Source organism: Marinomonas phaeophyticola, assembly GCF_026966905.1.
GTDB classification, from domain to species: Bacteria; Pseudomonadota; Gammaproteobacteria; order Pseudomonadales; family Marinomonadaceae; genus Marinomonas; species Marinomonas phaeophyticola.
Genome location: NZ_JAPUBN010000015.1, coordinates 1 through 14,861, shown reverse-complemented (window position 1 = coordinate 14,861; position 14,861 = coordinate 1). Strand labels below are relative to the sequence as shown.

11 protein-coding genes and 2 rRNA genes are annotated in these 14,861 nt (G+C 42.0%); 6 read left to right on the top strand and 7 right to left on the bottom strand.

Annotation, left to right across the window (positions count from 1 at the left end):
- Positions 1-7: 7 nt before the first annotated feature.
- Positions 8-1,012, bottom strand: coding sequence for an ATP-binding cassette domain-containing protein (locus O1D97_RS09165; RefSeq protein ID WP_269124915.1), 1,005 nt, complete (start codon positions 1,010-1,012; stop codon positions 8-10).
- 209 nt (positions 1,013-1,221) lie between these two features.
- Between O1D97_RS09165 and O1D97_RS09160 the strand changes: the two genes are divergently transcribed.
- On the top strand, positions 1,222-2,145 hold the full coding sequence (locus O1D97_RS09160; RefSeq protein ID WP_269124914.1) for a LysR family transcriptional regulator: 924 nt from the start codon (positions 1,222-1,224) through the stop codon (positions 2,143-2,145).
- Positions 2,146-2,153: 8 nt separating this feature from the next.
- On the opposite strand, the gene O1D97_RS09155 is transcribed toward O1D97_RS09160, so the two are convergent.
- Positions 2,154-2,552 carry a SufE family protein gene (locus O1D97_RS09155; protein ID WP_269124912.1) on the bottom strand — a complete coding sequence of 133 codons (399 nt, stop codon included), beginning with the start codon at positions 2,550-2,552 and terminating at the stop codon, positions 2,154-2,156.
- Positions 2,553-2,557: 5 nt separating this feature from the next.
- Positions 2,558-3,787: an aminotransferase class V-fold PLP-dependent enzyme gene (locus O1D97_RS09150; protein ID WP_269124910.1), complete on the bottom strand. Its 1,230-nt coding sequence runs from the start codon at positions 3,785-3,787 to the stop codon at positions 2,558-2,560.
- Positions 3,788-3,936: 149 nt separating this feature from the next.
- Here O1D97_RS09150 and O1D97_RS09145 point away from each other — a divergent pair, with 149 nt between their 5' ends.
- Positions 3,937-5,484, top strand: coding sequence for a GntR family transcriptional regulator (locus tag O1D97_RS09145; protein WP_269124908.1), 1,548 nt, complete (start codon positions 3,937-3,939; stop codon positions 5,482-5,484).
- Positions 5,485-5,490: 6 nt separating this feature from the next.
- Here O1D97_RS09145 and O1D97_RS09140 read toward each other — a convergent pair whose 3' ends face one another.
- The gene (locus tag O1D97_RS09140; protein ID WP_269124906.1) at positions 5,491-5,961 is read right to left on the bottom strand and encodes an Lrp/AsnC family transcriptional regulator; all 471 of its coding nucleotides are present in this window, start codon (positions 5,959-5,961) and stop codon (positions 5,491-5,493) included.
- Positions 5,962-6,085: 124 nt separating this feature from the next.
- Between O1D97_RS09140 and O1D97_RS09135 the strand changes: the two genes are divergently transcribed.
- On the top strand, positions 6,086-7,318 hold the full coding sequence (locus tag O1D97_RS09135; RefSeq protein WP_269124904.1) for an aminotransferase class V-fold PLP-dependent enzyme: 1,233 nt from the start codon (positions 6,086-6,088) through the stop codon (positions 7,316-7,318).
- Between the two features lie 23 nt (positions 7,319-7,341).
- On the opposite strand, the gene O1D97_RS09130 is transcribed toward O1D97_RS09135, so the two are convergent.
- The 3 genes from O1D97_RS09130 to O1D97_RS09120 all read right to left on the bottom strand — a co-directional run bounded on the left by O1D97_RS09130 (position 7,342) and on the right by O1D97_RS09120 (position 9,734).
- The gene (locus O1D97_RS09130; protein ID WP_269124902.1) at positions 7,342-7,968 is read right to left on the bottom strand and encodes a DsbA family protein; all 627 of its coding nucleotides are present in this window, start codon (positions 7,966-7,968) and stop codon (positions 7,342-7,344) included.
- 88 nt (positions 7,969-8,056) lie between these two features.
- Positions 8,057-9,256, bottom strand: coding sequence for an amino acid aminotransferase (locus O1D97_RS09125; RefSeq protein WP_269124900.1), 1,200 nt, complete (start codon positions 9,254-9,256; stop codon positions 8,057-8,059).
- A gap of 280 nt (positions 9,257-9,536) precedes the next feature.
- Positions 9,537-9,734 (bottom strand): PA3496 family putative envelope integrity protein, encoded by a 198-nt coding sequence (locus O1D97_RS09120; protein ID WP_269124899.1) that lies wholly within the window; start codon positions 9,732-9,734, stop codon positions 9,537-9,539.
- A 199-nt stretch (positions 9,735-9,933) separates the two neighbouring features.
- Between O1D97_RS09120 and uvrD the strand changes: the two genes are divergently transcribed.
- The 3 genes from uvrD to O1D97_RS09105 all read left to right on the top strand — a co-directional run.
- Complete coding sequence (gene uvrD / locus O1D97_RS09115) at positions 9,934-12,132, top strand: DNA helicase II (RefSeq protein ID WP_269124897.1); 2,199 nt, start codon at positions 9,934-9,936, stop codon at positions 12,130-12,132.
- A gap of 489 nt (positions 12,133-12,621) precedes the next feature.
- A 16S ribosomal RNA gene (locus O1D97_RS09110) occupies positions 12,622-14,159 on the top strand.
- Between the two features lie 393 nt (positions 14,160-14,552).
- Positions 14,553-14,861 (top strand): 23S ribosomal RNA (locus tag O1D97_RS09105); the annotation flags it as partial.

Below are 14,861 nucleotides of genomic sequence, written 5' to 3'. Positions count from 1 at the left end.
ACTTTCTCTACCGCATGTACTCTATGAGTGACACGTCCAAAAAAGCTTTTTTGCTATCGAAGCGAGTGACAAGATCTCGTACTGATAATAAAGGGCTTTTATCATAACAAGCGGTCGCTTGGGTTTTCTCTTCACCGACTAAGCGGGTGCCTTCACCATCCATTACTGTGATAGGAAAGCGCTTAGGGAAGGGTTCTCCAGCCATACTTCCCAGTTTTGGAACGGCGGCTAATAATGCTTTTGTATAGGGGTGTTGAGGGTTTGCGAATAATTCTTTAACAGGACCCTGTTCAACTTTTTTACCCTTCCACATAACCACAACGTCGTCGGCGATTTCTGCGACAACGCCCATATCATGAGTGATAAAAATCACGGCCATATTTAATTCTTTTTGAAGGTCATTCAATATGGTTAAAATTTGAGCTTGAATCGTAACGTCTAGTGCGGTGGTTGGTTCGTCTGCAATAAGTACCTTTGGACGGCAGGCCAATGCCATCGCTATCATGACTCTTTGTCTCATTCCGCCTGATAGTTGATGAGGATAGCGATTGAGCATATCTTCTGCATCTGGTAGCCGAACCATTTTTAACAGTTTCATGCTTTCATCGAGCGCTGCGGATTTAGTTAATTTTTTGTGTAAAGAAAGAGACTCCGAAATTTGGTCACCGATAGTGAAAACGGGATTAAGCGATGTCATTGGCTCTTGGAAAATCATGGCAATATCTTTACCACGAATTGAACGCATTGCTTCTTGAGACTGAGATAGTAGGTCTATTTCCCCTTGTTCACCGGAGAATAAAATGCGCCCTGATGGATAGCTAGCGCCTGTACTTTCAGCGAGTCGCATAATGGACTGTGATGTGACGGATTTACCGGAACCTGATTCCCCTACAATAGCAAGTGTTCGGCCCGCTATGACTGAAAAGTTGAGATTATCAATAACGCGAGAATGACCGAATTCTACAGAAAGGTTTTCGACTGTCAGTATTGGGGAGGATGAAATGTCTGTCACTAAATAATCCTTACTATCAAGATGCGTTTGGTTACAGGCACTGTAATCTAACCGAAGCCCGTTTAATTAAGTGTTTGCTATAAAAAAACACCATCGCTTAAAAGTTCTTATTTTTTACCTATTTCAATAATGTTAATTTAATGCGATGACTTCCACTTATATTATCGTATAGTTGATAACTAAATGTTATTTAATGAGGTGCTATCTGTATGAAATTCAGGCAAATCGAGGCTTTTCGCTACATCATGCTAAGGGGAACAACCGCGGCGGCGGCGACAGAAATGCACGTCTCTCAACCTGCTGTAAGTCGTTTATTGAGCGATCTAGAATATTCATTGGGTTTTTCTTTGTTTGATCGTCGTAAAGGTCGTTTATACCCAACTCATGAGGCGGCTGAATTTTTCCGCTCTGTAGAAGAGAGTTTTTTAGGTTTAGAAAAACTGGAGTCTGTGGCGGCAAAAATACGTACTCGAACGCCCAGTGAAATTAAAATTGCCAGCACCTCGGCCATCGCCAGTACTTTGTTACCTCTGGCGTTACAAGAACATAAAAAATACTTTCCTGATGAACGTGTGACGATTCATACTGATTCAATGTCAGAGCTTGTCATGAAGTTACAGACTAACTCGGTGGATTTAGCGATTGGCTTAGAGCTGCCACAACTGATTGGCATTGAGAGAGAATTTATTGGTAACGCTCGTTTTGTGTTTGCGGCCAGATCAGATCATCCTCTCGCTAAAAAGGAAGTGATTACGGCACAGGATTTGATTGGTGAATCCGTGTTGACTGTAGTGGATAATTCTCCGATTTACTGGAGTGAATTAGGCGGGGCTTTGAGCTCAGTAAAACCTCTTATAAAACAAAGTATTATGATTGATACCTCACATACTGGTTATGCCATGATTGCGGCGGGTATGGCGGTTGGGGTATTGGAGCCTTTTGCGGCTCGTGTTTGGAAAGGAAATGATGTGGTTATTCGGCCTTTTGATCCCGCAATTTACTATCCTTATGGATTAGCGTATCCGACGAATACCCGCCAGCATAAATCTTTGTATAGTCTTACAGAAACCATCCGTAATGTTGCTCAGTCTATGGCTGAATTTAACAACGACTGTATTGTTATGAGGAAGTAACTTCGGTTTTATCGGCAAGAAATTTTGTCTAGTATCGCTAATACCCCGTTGGTTCTTGAGCTGGTGAGGTAACTACCTAGGTTTAAACTGGACATTAAGGAGGAGAGATCCATCGCTTGAATTTCTGTCGTACTTTTGCCGTTCACTAAGCTTAAAATCGCCGCCAGAACGCCTCGCATCAGCTTGGCATCACTGTCGGCTTTAAACTGAGGAAAATCAGTATGGTTGTGCTCAATAATAAGCCAAACAGCACTTTCACAGCCTTTAATTTTATGCTCATCTGCTTTTTCATCGTTACTGAGCCTTGGTAATGTTTTACTTAAGGTCACTAGGGTTCTAAACGTGTCTTCTTTACTATGACAAGCTTGTAATTGTGCTTGTATACTCGACAGAGATGGCGATTCCATAATGATTAATCCTCTTGTAAAAGCTCGATCGCTTCTAATAACGTATTCGCAAAGTGCTCCGCTTCTTCCATGGTGTTATAACAAGCGAAAGACGCTCTTAAAGTGCCTGATACACCTAATTGGGCCATAAGTGGGTGAGCACAGTGGCTACCACCTCGAACCGCGATCCCCTTACTATCTAAATAGCCATTTAAATCCATTATATGAGTATTTTTTACTGACAGAGAGATTAATGTGGAATGTTTTTTGGGAGAAAAAATCTCAATATCGGTGGTGTTTTCTAATATTGAATAGGCTTTTTCGGCTAAAGATTGCTCCCATTTTAATACGGCTTCTTGATCGTGCTGCTGTAAAAAATCACAAGCCGCCGCGAGCCCCAACGCACCCTCAATGTTTGGTGTCCCAGCTTCCAAACGATAAGGCAAAATATTAAATTCAGTTGCCTGATAAGTAACGTGTAGTACCATCTCGCCGCCCGTTTGACAGGGGAGTAAACTTTCTAAGGCATCGGTTTTACCATATAAAACACCAATCCCTGTCGGGCCATACATTTTATGCCCAGAGAATACGTAGAAGTCACAGTCGAGTTCACTAACACTAACCGGATAATGTGCAATGGCTTGAGCACCATCAATCAGCGTCATTGCGCCTACATTTTTAGCGTGTTGGATAACTTCTTTGATGGGGAGCTGCACTCCTATTGCATTCGATACTTGGGTGCAGGCGACAATTTTAGTTCGATCAGAAAAGTAATTAGCGTATTCGGCTTGCCACTTCCCATCTGAGGTAAAAGGAATAATCCTCAACCTAGCTCCTGTTCGAAATGAAAGTTGCTGCCAGGGAACTAAGTTTGCATGGTGTTCAAGACTGGAGATTAATATCTCATCGTCTGGATCAATCAGGTGTTCGATACCATATGCTACGGTATTAATCGCTTCCGTTGTGCCTTTTGTCCAAATCACTTGGCCATTTTCTGGCGCGTGAATAAATCTTTCGACTGTTTGACGTGCTTGTTCAAATTGGGATGTGGCCCTATCACTTAAAAAGTGAGCCCCACGATGTACGTTTGCATTGGCGGTTTGGTAATAACCAAGAATACGTTCAAGTACCCTACTTGGCTTTTGAGTGGTGGCCGCATTGTCTAAATACGTAAGCTCGTGTTCGTAAGCCGGTTGTTGCAGAATAGGGAATTCTTGCCGTATAGAATAAGGGTCAAACATCATCGATGGACTCATTTTTACTGTTTCTAATGCCTATAATTGTACCTTAAGTCTTTAAAAAAGCAGACTTTTGCCATTTATTTTTTATTTTACTTGGCAATTCTCTCATTCAAGACCATTATTAGTTACAGAAATTTAATTAACAGCATTAAAAGGTACACACAGTGGCGGCGTTTCTTTATCAAAACCTAATCGATTGGTTCCAAGAGCAGCTTACAAAAGGGGCTCTCTCGGCAGGGGATAAAATGCCGTCATTGCGTTCGGTAGCAAAAGAGCAGAGTGTGAGTCTCAATACAGCGATTCATGGTTATGAACTGCTCGCAAAAGACGGTTGGATCGAGTCTCGACCTAAATCGGGTTACTTTGTTTGTCATCGATCACAGCTGCGTGCTGCTATTCCATTGTTAGGTGAACAGCATCAAACACTATCAAAGCAATTCGGATTAACCTTGTCTCAAAGGGCTCAGGATCAAATTACGTTAACAGGTGAATATAATCCTTTGATGCAAGCCGACTTATTGAATATGGCAAGTAATGGCCAGAAATGTATTGGGCAGGGTGAAAAAGAAGCTCGTCAAAGTGTTGTTCAATATTTGAGCTTACTTGGTATTCAAAGCCATCTTGATGCGGTCTGGCTAGCGAATAATGCATTAGCTTTTTTTACTCAAGCGGTTCATCAATTTACTAACAAACAAGACAATGTACTGGTGATAACGCCTTGTGACCATCGATTAACACAAACGTTATTATCTCTAGGTCGTGTACCGGTTGTGATTACGGCGGGAGCTCATGGTGCCGATTTAGATCTAGCGAAAACATGTATAGAGGAAAAGAACATTCGTTTAGTTGTGTTGCCAGGACAGTTTGCCCTGCCAGCAGGTCAGCTCATCAGTAACTTGAGCTTACGCCGTTGGGTTGCGTTACTTGATGATACCAACACGCCAGCGATTGAATGGGACATGACATCCTATCTTGGTTATAAGGGATCGTTCCCAATAACCTATAAGTCATTAGATACTCACGCTCGGATTCTTTATATAGGCGGTTTTGAACACCTTGACCAATATGGAAATGATCTTGCTTGGGCGCTTTTGGACGGTCAGTTTTCTGCCTGTCGAGAAACCTTGTTTGCCTCTCAATTAACGCCATCACGAGGGATGCAGATGGCGCTGTCCCATGGATTAGACAAAAATATCAGTCGTAAATTAAATGCGTTTACTCGTGCTATTTGGCGTAAATCAGAAAGTATAAAGTCGCAGTTAGAAGCGGAGTTTGGAAACAAAATGAGCTTATTGCCTGCAAAAGGAGGTCGCTTTCTCTGGCTTCAATGTGATTTATCTTTGACTGAGCACTTAAAAGCACTCTGCCTCAACATGGAGAGTAAACCAGGCTTGCTCTTGGGTGGAAGAGTTTTCTACGAAGAAAACGCCAGTGAATGGATTGGATTAAATGTTAGCTGCAATGAAATTGACCAAACCTTATTATGGTTAATGACTGGTATTCGTCATCTAGAGGCTTCCCAAATTCGTGTAGAAGACACGGCTTTAGCTGAAGAAGATGCAGTTGAAGCTGTAGAAAGAGTGTCGGCAGACGCTCCTCTTATAGGAAAAGCGCAAAAAACCAATGAAAAGCCTAATATAAAGAGTAATAAGGACGATATTGAACCTGTTTATAATCCGATGTTAGATCTTATTAATCATGATTTTGGTTAATAGGATCTAATAGGTAACGGCCATTCCTCTTAGTTTTGCTGTATCAAGTTTGATGTAAGACTTTGTACTGAGAACAGCGGGATGTTGATACAGATGTTTGACGATAAGGTCAGTAAACTCTTGCATGTCTTTCACATGAATTTCTACCATCAAATCAACGTCACCTGTTACCCCAAATACGGAAACAGCACGGCTGTCTTCTTGTAAGAAGCGCATTACATCATCTCTCGCGTTGAGTAAATCTTTATTGACGGTAACTAACGACCACGCCACTATATTGTAACCCAGTTTTTCGTAGTTAATATGGGCATGATAACCGTCAATAACGCCGTTTTCTTCAAGCTTTCTAATACGCCTTAAGCACTGAGATTGAGACAGGTTTACTATGTCCGCTATCTGTATATTACTCGCTCGTCCATCCTGCTCTAATGCACGAATAATTTTATAATCTGTTCTATCCAGGTGTATTTCAGTCATTATTTTATTCTTTTATACAAAAATCTTGTATTAAGCTAGCGTTTTACTCTGTAGATTGCAAACACCTTGTATTCATAAGTCTCTATACTAGAGTTTCATTATTTACTGACGTTTGGATATGTTTATGACACCTAGATTGGATCTCAACTTTGTTCGATCACAATTCCCCGCTTTTGATGAAGCTTCTTTGCAAGGGCAGGCCTTTTTTGACAACGCGGGTGGTTCATATGCTTGCTCTCAAGTGATTAATCATCTGCACCGTTATTATAAAGAAACAAAATTACAGCCTTATCACCTTCACCCTGCTTCTCAAAAAGCAGGAGCACAAATGGACCTTGCTCATCAGCGACTTGCTGACTATTTAAATGTCACTTCTGAAGAGGTTCATTTAGGGCCCTCTACGTCACAAAATACTTATGTATTAGCAAACGCTTTTGTTAATATGTTACAGGTAGGTGATGAAATTATCGTTACAAATCAAGATCATGAAGCCAATTCTGGTGTTTGGAGACGTCTTGGCCTGCGAGGAATAACCATAAAAGAATGGCAAGTTGATCCAGCAACAGGTCAGTTAGATATAGATCAATTAGATGTATTGTTTACGAGTAAAACAAAACTGTTAGTTTTTCCTCATTGCTCTAATATCATTGCTCATATCAATCCGGTGGCAGAAATTTGCAAAAAAGCCAAGCAAGCAGGCGTACACACTCTTGTTGATGGTGTCTCGTATGTGGGTCATGAAATGCCTGATATCGATGCGTTAGGTGCGGATATTTACCTTTTTTCTTTATATAAGGTATTTGGTCCTCATCTTGGGGTGATGGTCATTCGTTCAGGAATAGCGTCGATATTAGGCAATCAATCGCACTATTTTAATGAAGCGTATAAACATAAATGGTTTGTTCCAGCGGGTCCTGATCATGCTCAAGTCGCCGCCAGTAAAGGGGTTATAGATTATTTCGAAGCACTTCATGATCATCATTACGAATATACCGATTCAACTCAAGAGAAGGCTGAGCGTGTGAGGTCTTTGATTCACGCGGCAGAAACGCCTTTATTATCGAAAGTGCTGTCCTTTGTTGATCATCATCCAAACGCCACTTTATTAGGACCATCTAGTCCATCAACTCGAGCCGCGGTTATTGCCCTAGTACCAAAACACCAATCACCACAAGAATTAGCTCAATCATTAACCGAACAAGGTATTATTTGTGGTGCTGGACATTTTTATTCAGTGAGGTTACTTGAAGCTATGGGTATTGACCCTGCCTCCGGTGTTTTAAGATTATCGTTCGTACATTACACAAGTGAAGCGGAAGTGGATCAATTGCTTACGGCATTAGAATGCAGCCTCTAGTACAAATAAAGCGATGGCGATACTTATTGTATCGCCTCTTTTATGCTGGTTAGCATGGCTGTTGGACTTTGGTAATCTAATGGAATATGTATTAATTCGTCGCCTTTTAGTACCGCTAAAGAAGGGAATGAATTCAATCCTAAGCTACGAGCACTGCTAATTTCTTTTTCTAGTAAACCTTGGTCTTTAGTGTGTTGCATCGCTTTTTGAAATTCATTTGACTTCAATCCAATGTGCTTTGCGCAGTAGCTTAGTGTTTCAATATCCGATGGGTTTTTGGATTCCAAGTAGTAGGCTTGTTGTATGGCCAAGGTCATTTCTGCTTCTAAATTATGATCTCGGGCCACTAAGCAGGCTCGACAGGCTGGGTAAGTTGAGCGTCTAGGTTGGCATTTTGTCCAGAAGTCAAAGTTAAATTCAGTGCCTAATTGCTCAGAGATGCGTTTCCAGGTTCCATGTAACATGGTCTGCATGTGTGTTGGCATAGGTTCATCGGAATCTACCGCTAATCCTCCCAACATATAATCGATAGAAAGTTCTCTTGATTCAATTAGCGGTTGTAGTGATTTTTGTAACGCTTTCCAAGTTGGTTTAAAGCCCCAGCACCAGCTGCACATAGGGTCATAACAATAAATTAATGTTGCAGACATGATCTACCCTCAATAAATAGTTATTTTGAAATAAAAAAAGGCAAATCAATGACCTGCCTTTTTATTGAAAAGAATGAATCTTATCAGACTAACTTTGCGTGAGTATTTCTGCAATAGCAGAACACAAAGGATCCATATTTTCATGTGTCATACCGGCCACATTAATACGTCCTGAACCAACGATATAAATGCCGAACTGTTTTCTTAATTGGGATACTTGTTCAGGATTTAAGCCTGAAAAAGAAAACATGCCTTGCTGTTTTGAAATAAAAGAGAAGTCTTGCTCTACGCCTTTTGAACGTAAAGTACTGACAAATAAACCTCGCATCTCATGTATGCGGGTTCTCATGCTTTGCAATTCCATTTCCCATAAGCTGCGTAATGCTTTGTTTGATAGAATTTCAGCAACAATGGCGGCACCATGCGCTGGTGGGTTAGAATAATTGGTTCTAGCGGCTCTTTTAATTTGCGTAAAAGCGGCATCTGCATTGTCAGCCGTTTCACACACAATGGTTAATGCACCAACTCGTTCGTTGTACAGACCAAAATTTTTCGAGAAAGAGCTCGCTATAAGCATTTCAGGTACTTGTTCAGCAAAGGTTCTTAGACCTTGAGCATCTTCTTCTAAACCAACCCCAAAACCTTGATAAGCAAAGTCAAATAAAGGCAAGAAGCCTTGTTTGCCACACAATTTTGCTAATTGCTGCCATTGCTCTTTCGTTGGATCAATACCTGTTGGATTATGGCAGCAACCGTGGAATAGTACGATATCGCCTTCAGGTATTTGCGATAAACTTGCCAGTAAAGATTCAAAATCTAGACTTTTAGAAGAGGCATCGTAATAGGCGTAGCTGCCTACTTCTAATCCAACGGATTGAAAAATGGCTTGATGATTGGCCCAAGTAGGATTACTTACCCAAATAGTGGCTTCAGGTAGGTGTTTTTTTATGAATTCTGCGGCTACTCGTAGTGCTCCTGTCCCGCCTGGTGTGTGGGCGGTGTGGGCTAACTTCTTGTTAATAATAGGATGATTTTCGCCAAATAGTAGGGTTTGAACTGACTGTCGATAATTATCAGTACCTTCAATACTTAAATAGCTTTTGGTTAATTCTTCGGTTAATAATCGCTCTTCTGCTTGCTTTACGGATTGCAGAATAGGTGTATTGCCTTGCTCATCTTTATAAACACCAACACCTAAATTGATTTTATTTGGGTTAGTTTCATTCTTATAAGCGTCGTTTAGGCCAAGAATTGGATCAGCTGGAGCAGCTTGTATATGTGCAAACATGGTGACTCCCCAATAGGGTTAATACCGTTTTTTATTATTTTTGAGATGTGATTAAAAATTCTCGCGCATATATTACTCGATGCAGTCTGACACTGCTACCTTGAGTCTCTTTTATATGATTGAAGATAATATGTGGGAGTGTAAATTCTAGGCAAAGGATATCGACACCAACCTTTGTATAAATAAAAAGAGCATAAAGGGCTAACGCTAATGCAAGCAAATTGCAAAAACGGCAATCAATGCTTTTATGTTAACCCTGTATAAGCCGGGTTAATATGGGCTAGTTAATATCCCAGCCATTAGCAATGCATTCATGTAGGCGCTTTTCTTCCAAATAATCTTCTATCGATCGCCTGGCTTTTAACATACGGACACTGTCCTCTTTTTGATGCTGTTCATTTTTCTCATTATCTATACTCATAGACGCATAAAGAATATTTGTTTTAACTTCGCTCAACATTTCAGTAGACTTGCTCATCGCGTTTCCTCTCTGAACCTATCAAGATGACAGAGATTGTATTGATTACTGTCATCGACCAGTGAAAAAAGCCAAAATAGGCATACAACAAGTAACATGTTTAAAAAACACTATTATTGATCAAAAATCAACCTGTTTTTAAAACAACAAGATCTTTTATACGTAACTTTTATGACAGTTTAAATACGGTGGGCAATGAATGGACGTTTCTTTTATTTTAGATGACTTAAATGACAAGCAGAGAGACGCTGTTGCAGCTCCGTTACAAAATACCTTGATTTTAGCCGGCGCTGGTAGTGGTAAAACACGGGTTCTAGTTCATAGGATTGCATGGCTAATGCATGCTTATGAGCTCTCTCCTTATAGCTTGTTGGCGGTAACCTTTACCAATAAAGCGGCAAAAGAAATGCAAGCTCGAATAGAACAACTTGTTGGTGTGCCTCCTCAAGGAATGTGGGTTGGGACCTTTCATGGGTTAGCCCATAGATTATTACGAGCGCATTGGCGAGATGCGGGATTAAAAGAAAATTTTCAAATCATGGATAGTGATGATCAACTGCGTTTAATTAAGCGACTAATGAAAGCCTTTAATATTGATGATACTCGTTGGCCTCCCAAACAAGTGTGTTGGTTTATTAATGCTCAAAAAGATGAAGGTCGCCGAGCGGCCCACGTTGTTGATAGTCATGATCCTTTTACTCGAGGTATGAAAGAACTTTATTTCCATTATGAAGAAGCCTGCGAACAAGGAGGGTTACTGGATTTTGGCGAGTTACTATTAAGAGCTCATGAACTTTTACTTGGAAACCCTTCTTTATTAAGGCATTACCAAGAACGCTTCGCTCATGTATTGGTAGATGAGTTTCAAGACACCAACAGTATTCAATATGCCTGGTTGCGTATTTTAGTGGGTAATCAAGGCTCTATCACTGCCGTAGGAGATGATGACCAATCTATCTATGGTTGGCGTGGAGCAAAAATTGAAAACATTCACAACTTTAGTAAACATTTCCCAGATGTAAATACCATTCGCTTAGAGCAAAATTATCGATCAACGGGGCATATACTAAAAGCCGCCAATGGATTAATTAGTAATAATGACGACCGTTTAGGGAAAGAGCTTTGGACTGACAGTGGGGAAGGTGAGCCGATTTCACTATATGCAGGCTTTAATGAACAAGATGAAGCACGATTTATAATTGATATTATTAAAAAATGGCGTGATAAAGGGTCAAACCTCAGCGATATGGCCGTACTGTATCGATCTAACGCCCAATCACGGGTGGTTGAGGAGTGCCTTGTGAGGGAGCAAGTTCCCTATCGCATTTATGGTGGACATCGATTTTACGATCGTCTTGAAATTAAAAATGCATTAGCCTATGCACGGTTGGCAATTGACCCAAATGATGATGGCGCTATAGAGCGTGTGATTAACGTTCCTCCAAGAGGGATTGGTGAACGCAGTATTGGTACACTCAGAGAACTTGCCCGAGATCAAGGGTATTCTCTTTGGAAGGCTGCGCAGGTGGTCGCTCAGCAAGGATTATTGCCTGCAAGAGCCACTAATGCCATTCGCAGCTTTTTAGAACTTATTGAAGGGATGTCATCTTGTATTCAACAGCCAGAGCTTGGTTTAGGTGATGTTTTTGAACAGATTATCCAGGAAGCAGGTTTAATCCCATTCCATGAAAAAGAAAAAGGTGAAAAGGGCGAAGCTCGTGTAGAAAACTTAAAAGAGCTTGTTAGTGCGGCTAGTGGTTTTAGCTGGAGTTCTGATGATGAAGAATTTAGTTCCCCATTAATGGCCTTTTTGGATAAAGCGGTATTAGATGCTGGAGAAGCCCAAGCGGATGAATACCAAGACTCTATTCAATTAATGACATTACATGCGGCGAAAGGGTTGGAGTTCCCTTTAGTATTTTTAACCGGTGTAGAAGAGAACTTGTTCCCAAGTAAAATGTCGTTTGAAGAACCGGGTCGTTTAGAAGAAGAAAGGCGGCTTTGTTACGTAGGCATCACTCGAGCGATGGAAAAACTCTACATTACTTATGCGGAATCTCGTCGTTTATACGGCAGTGAATCTTTTAATAGCCCTTCACGCTTTATTAGCGAAATTCCAACAGGCTGCATTGAAGAAGTTCGTTTGCGTTCACAAGTCAGTCGTCCTGTGTCGATGCAAAGACCGACGGTGAACCGACCAACAAGTTCAGTTCTAAGTAGTATGCAAAAACCAGTGATCGATATTAGTATGGGAGATAGAGTGAATCACCCTGTTTTTGGGGAAGGTTTGGTTATTAATAGTGAAGGGCAAGGGCCACAAACGCGAGTGCAGGTGAACTTTGATGATGAAGGCACTAAGTGGTTGGTATTGGCTTTCGCTAAACTAGAAGTCTTGTAGTATACATTTAGCTTATGGTTTGAATGTTATCGTGTAAGTAACCGTAACTATGTGATGGCTTTGGGGTGCTTGTACAGTTAATGATCTGGTCTTGCGTTGTTTTGATTAAAAAACATACTAAAACGTGCCTCATTGACTTTTATCGCTCTTTTTTACAATAAATACCAAAAAAGGGTTGCACTAAATCTGTAGATCCTTAATATACGCCCTCGCTGACACGGACAACCACTCAGAACAACGAGTAAGTGTCCAACAAGAAAAAACAACGCAGTTTGTTCTTCTTGTCTTATTTTAGTTAGCACGCTCTTTAAAATAGTTAATCAGATAATTTGTGTGGGCGCTCGCTGGAGACTTCGAAAATATTTTGAAGTCTTACGAGAGTCCAAACACTTTCAATTCGTTCATGTTTGTTTGATTTATCAAACAAACATGTAAGTTTAGTTAGAGTTAAATTTGAGTAAGCAAGCTGATTTATCAGCAAAAGATCTTAAACTGAAGAGTTTGATCATGGCTCAGATTGAACGCTGGCGGCAGGCTTAACACATGCAAGTCGAGCGGAAACGATGTAGCTTGCTACAGGCGTCGAGCGGCGGACGGGTGAGTAACGCGTAGGAATCTGCCTAGTAGTGGGGGACAACATGTGGAAACGCATGCTAATACCGCATAATCCCTACGGGGGAAAGGAGGGGATCTTCGGACCTTTCGCTATTAGATGAGCCTGCGTGAGATTAGCTAGTTGGTAGGGTAAAGGCCTACCAAGGCGACGATCTCTAGCTGGTCTGAGAGGATGACCAGCCACACTGGGACTGAGACACGGCCCAGACTCCTACGGGAGGCAGCAGTGGGGAATATTGGACAATGGGCGCAAGCCTGATCCAGCCATGCCGCGTGTGTGAAGAAGGCCTTAGGGTTGTAAAGCACTTTCAGAGGGGAGGAAAGGTAATTGATTAATACTCGATTGCTGTGACGTTACCCTCAGAAGAAGCACCGGCTAACTCTGTGCCAGCAGCCGCGGTAATACAGAGGGTGCAAGCGTTAATCGGAATTACTGGGCGTAAAGCGCGCGTAGGTGGTTTGTTAAGTCGGATGTGAAAGCCCAGGGCTCAACCTTGGAATGGCACCCGATACTGGCAGGCTAGAGTACGATAGAGGAGTGTGGAATTTCCTGTGTAGCGGTGAAATGCGTAGATATAGGAAGGAACATCAGTGGCGAAGGCGACACTCTGGATTGATACTGACACTGAGGTGCGAAAGCGTGGGGAGCAAACAGGATTAGATACCCTGGTAGTCCACGCCGTAAACGATGTCTACTAGCCGTTGGGTTGTAATGACTTAGTGGCGAAGCTAACGCGATAAGTAGACCGCCTGGGGAGTACGGCCGCAAGGTTAAAACTCAAATGAATTGACGGGGGCCCGCACAAGCGGTGGAGCATGTGGTTTAATTCGACGCAACGCGAAGAACCTTACCTACTCTTGACATCCAGTGAATCCGAAAGAGATTTTGGAGTGCCTTCGGGAACACTGAGACAGGTGCTGCATGGCTGTCGTCAGCTCGTGTTGTGAAATGTTGGGTTAAGTCCCGTAACGAGCGCAACCCTTATCCTTATTTGCCAGCACTTCGGGTGGGAACTTTAAGGAGACTGCCGGTGACAAACCGGAGGAAGGTGGGGACGACGTCAAGTCATCATGGCCCTTACGAGTAGGGCTACACACGTGCTACAATGGCGCATACAGAGGGCTGCGAACTAGCGATAGTAAGCGAATCCCACAAAGTGCGTCGTAGTCCGGATTGGAGTCTGCAACTCGACTCCATGAAGTCGGAATCGCTAGTAATCGTGAATCAGAATGTCACGGTGAATACGTTCCCGGGCCTTGTACACACCGCCCGTCACACCATGGGAGTTGATTGCTCCAGAAGTAGCTAGCTTAACCTTTCGAGGAGGGCGGTTACCACGGAGTGGTCAATGACTGGGGTGAAGTCGTAACAAGGTAGCCCTAGGGGAACCTGGGGCTGGATCACCTCCTTAAACGATACGAAGCTCTGGTGAGCGTTCACACAAATTATCTGATGACTACTTTATAGCAGCAATTGTTCTAGGATAGAGTCCTAAGCAAGGGGTTGATGAAAGCGATTATGTGATGACCAGTCATCATAATGTTCGCGTTATTCATGAATGTCTGACTTAGTGCTTTGCACTAAACTTGCTCTTTAACAATGTGACTTTTTGAAATAGACGATAATCAAGCGTCAAACCGGTGGAAAGCATCTTTCTCTTTATTGAGAATAACCTGGATGACTTTCTAAATCGTAAAATCCAGTGATGACACAAAAGCATCGTTGGTATGTGATCTGAGTGTTGTTTTGATACTGACTTTTCTTTTAGAAAAGTGAGGGATTAAAAAACTACTTTGGGTTATATGGTCAAGTGACCAAGCGTGCACGGTGGATGCCTTGGCAGTCAGAGGCGATGAAGGACGTGGTAATCTGCGATAAGGTTCGGGGAGTTGATAAACAAACTTTGATCCGAACATTTCCGAATGGGGAAACCCACCCGCTTGCGGGTATCATTAAGTGAATACATAGCTTAATGAGGCGAACTCGGGGAACTGAAACATCTAAGTACCCGAAGGAAAAGAAATCAACCGAGATTCCCTAAGTAGCGGCGAGCGAAAGGGGATTAGCCCTTAAGTTGATTTGGTGTTAGTAGAACAAGCTGGAAAGCTTGGCC

What these genes read in the sequence shown, in the direction of transcription:
- O1D97_RS09155 (WP_269124912.1), bottom strand. Translation starts at nt 2,552, where the DNA reads ATGGAATCGCCATCTCTGTCGAGTATACAAGCACAATTACAAGCTTGT.
- uvrD (WP_269124897.1), top strand. Translation starts at nt 9,934, where the DNA reads ATGGACGTTTCTTTTATTTTAGATGACTTAAATGACAAGCAGAGAGAC.
- O1D97_RS09150 (WP_269124910.1), bottom strand. Translation starts at nt 3,787, where the DNA reads ATGAGTCCATCGATGATGTTTGACCCTTATTCTATACGGCAAGAATTC.
- O1D97_RS09125 (WP_269124900.1), bottom strand. Translation starts at nt 9,256, where the DNA reads ATGTTTGCACATATACAAGCTGCTCCAGCTGATCCAATTCTTGGCCTA.
- O1D97_RS09160 (WP_269124914.1), top strand. Translation starts at nt 1,222, where the DNA reads ATGAAATTCAGGCAAATCGAGGCTTTTCGCTACATCATGCTAAGGGGA.
- O1D97_RS09120 (WP_269124899.1), bottom strand. Translation starts at nt 9,734, where the DNA reads ATGAGCAAGTCTACTGAAATGTTGAGCGAAGTTAAAACAAATATTCTT.
- O1D97_RS09130 (WP_269124902.1), bottom strand. Translation starts at nt 7,968, where the DNA reads ATGTCTGCAACATTAATTTATTGTTATGACCCTATGTGCAGCTGGTGC.
- O1D97_RS09135 (WP_269124904.1), top strand. Translation starts at nt 6,086, where the DNA reads ATGACACCTAGATTGGATCTCAACTTTGTTCGATCACAATTCCCCGCT.
- O1D97_RS09140 (WP_269124906.1), bottom strand. Translation starts at nt 5,961, where the DNA reads ATGACTGAAATACACCTGGATAGAACAGATTATAAAATTATTCGTGCA.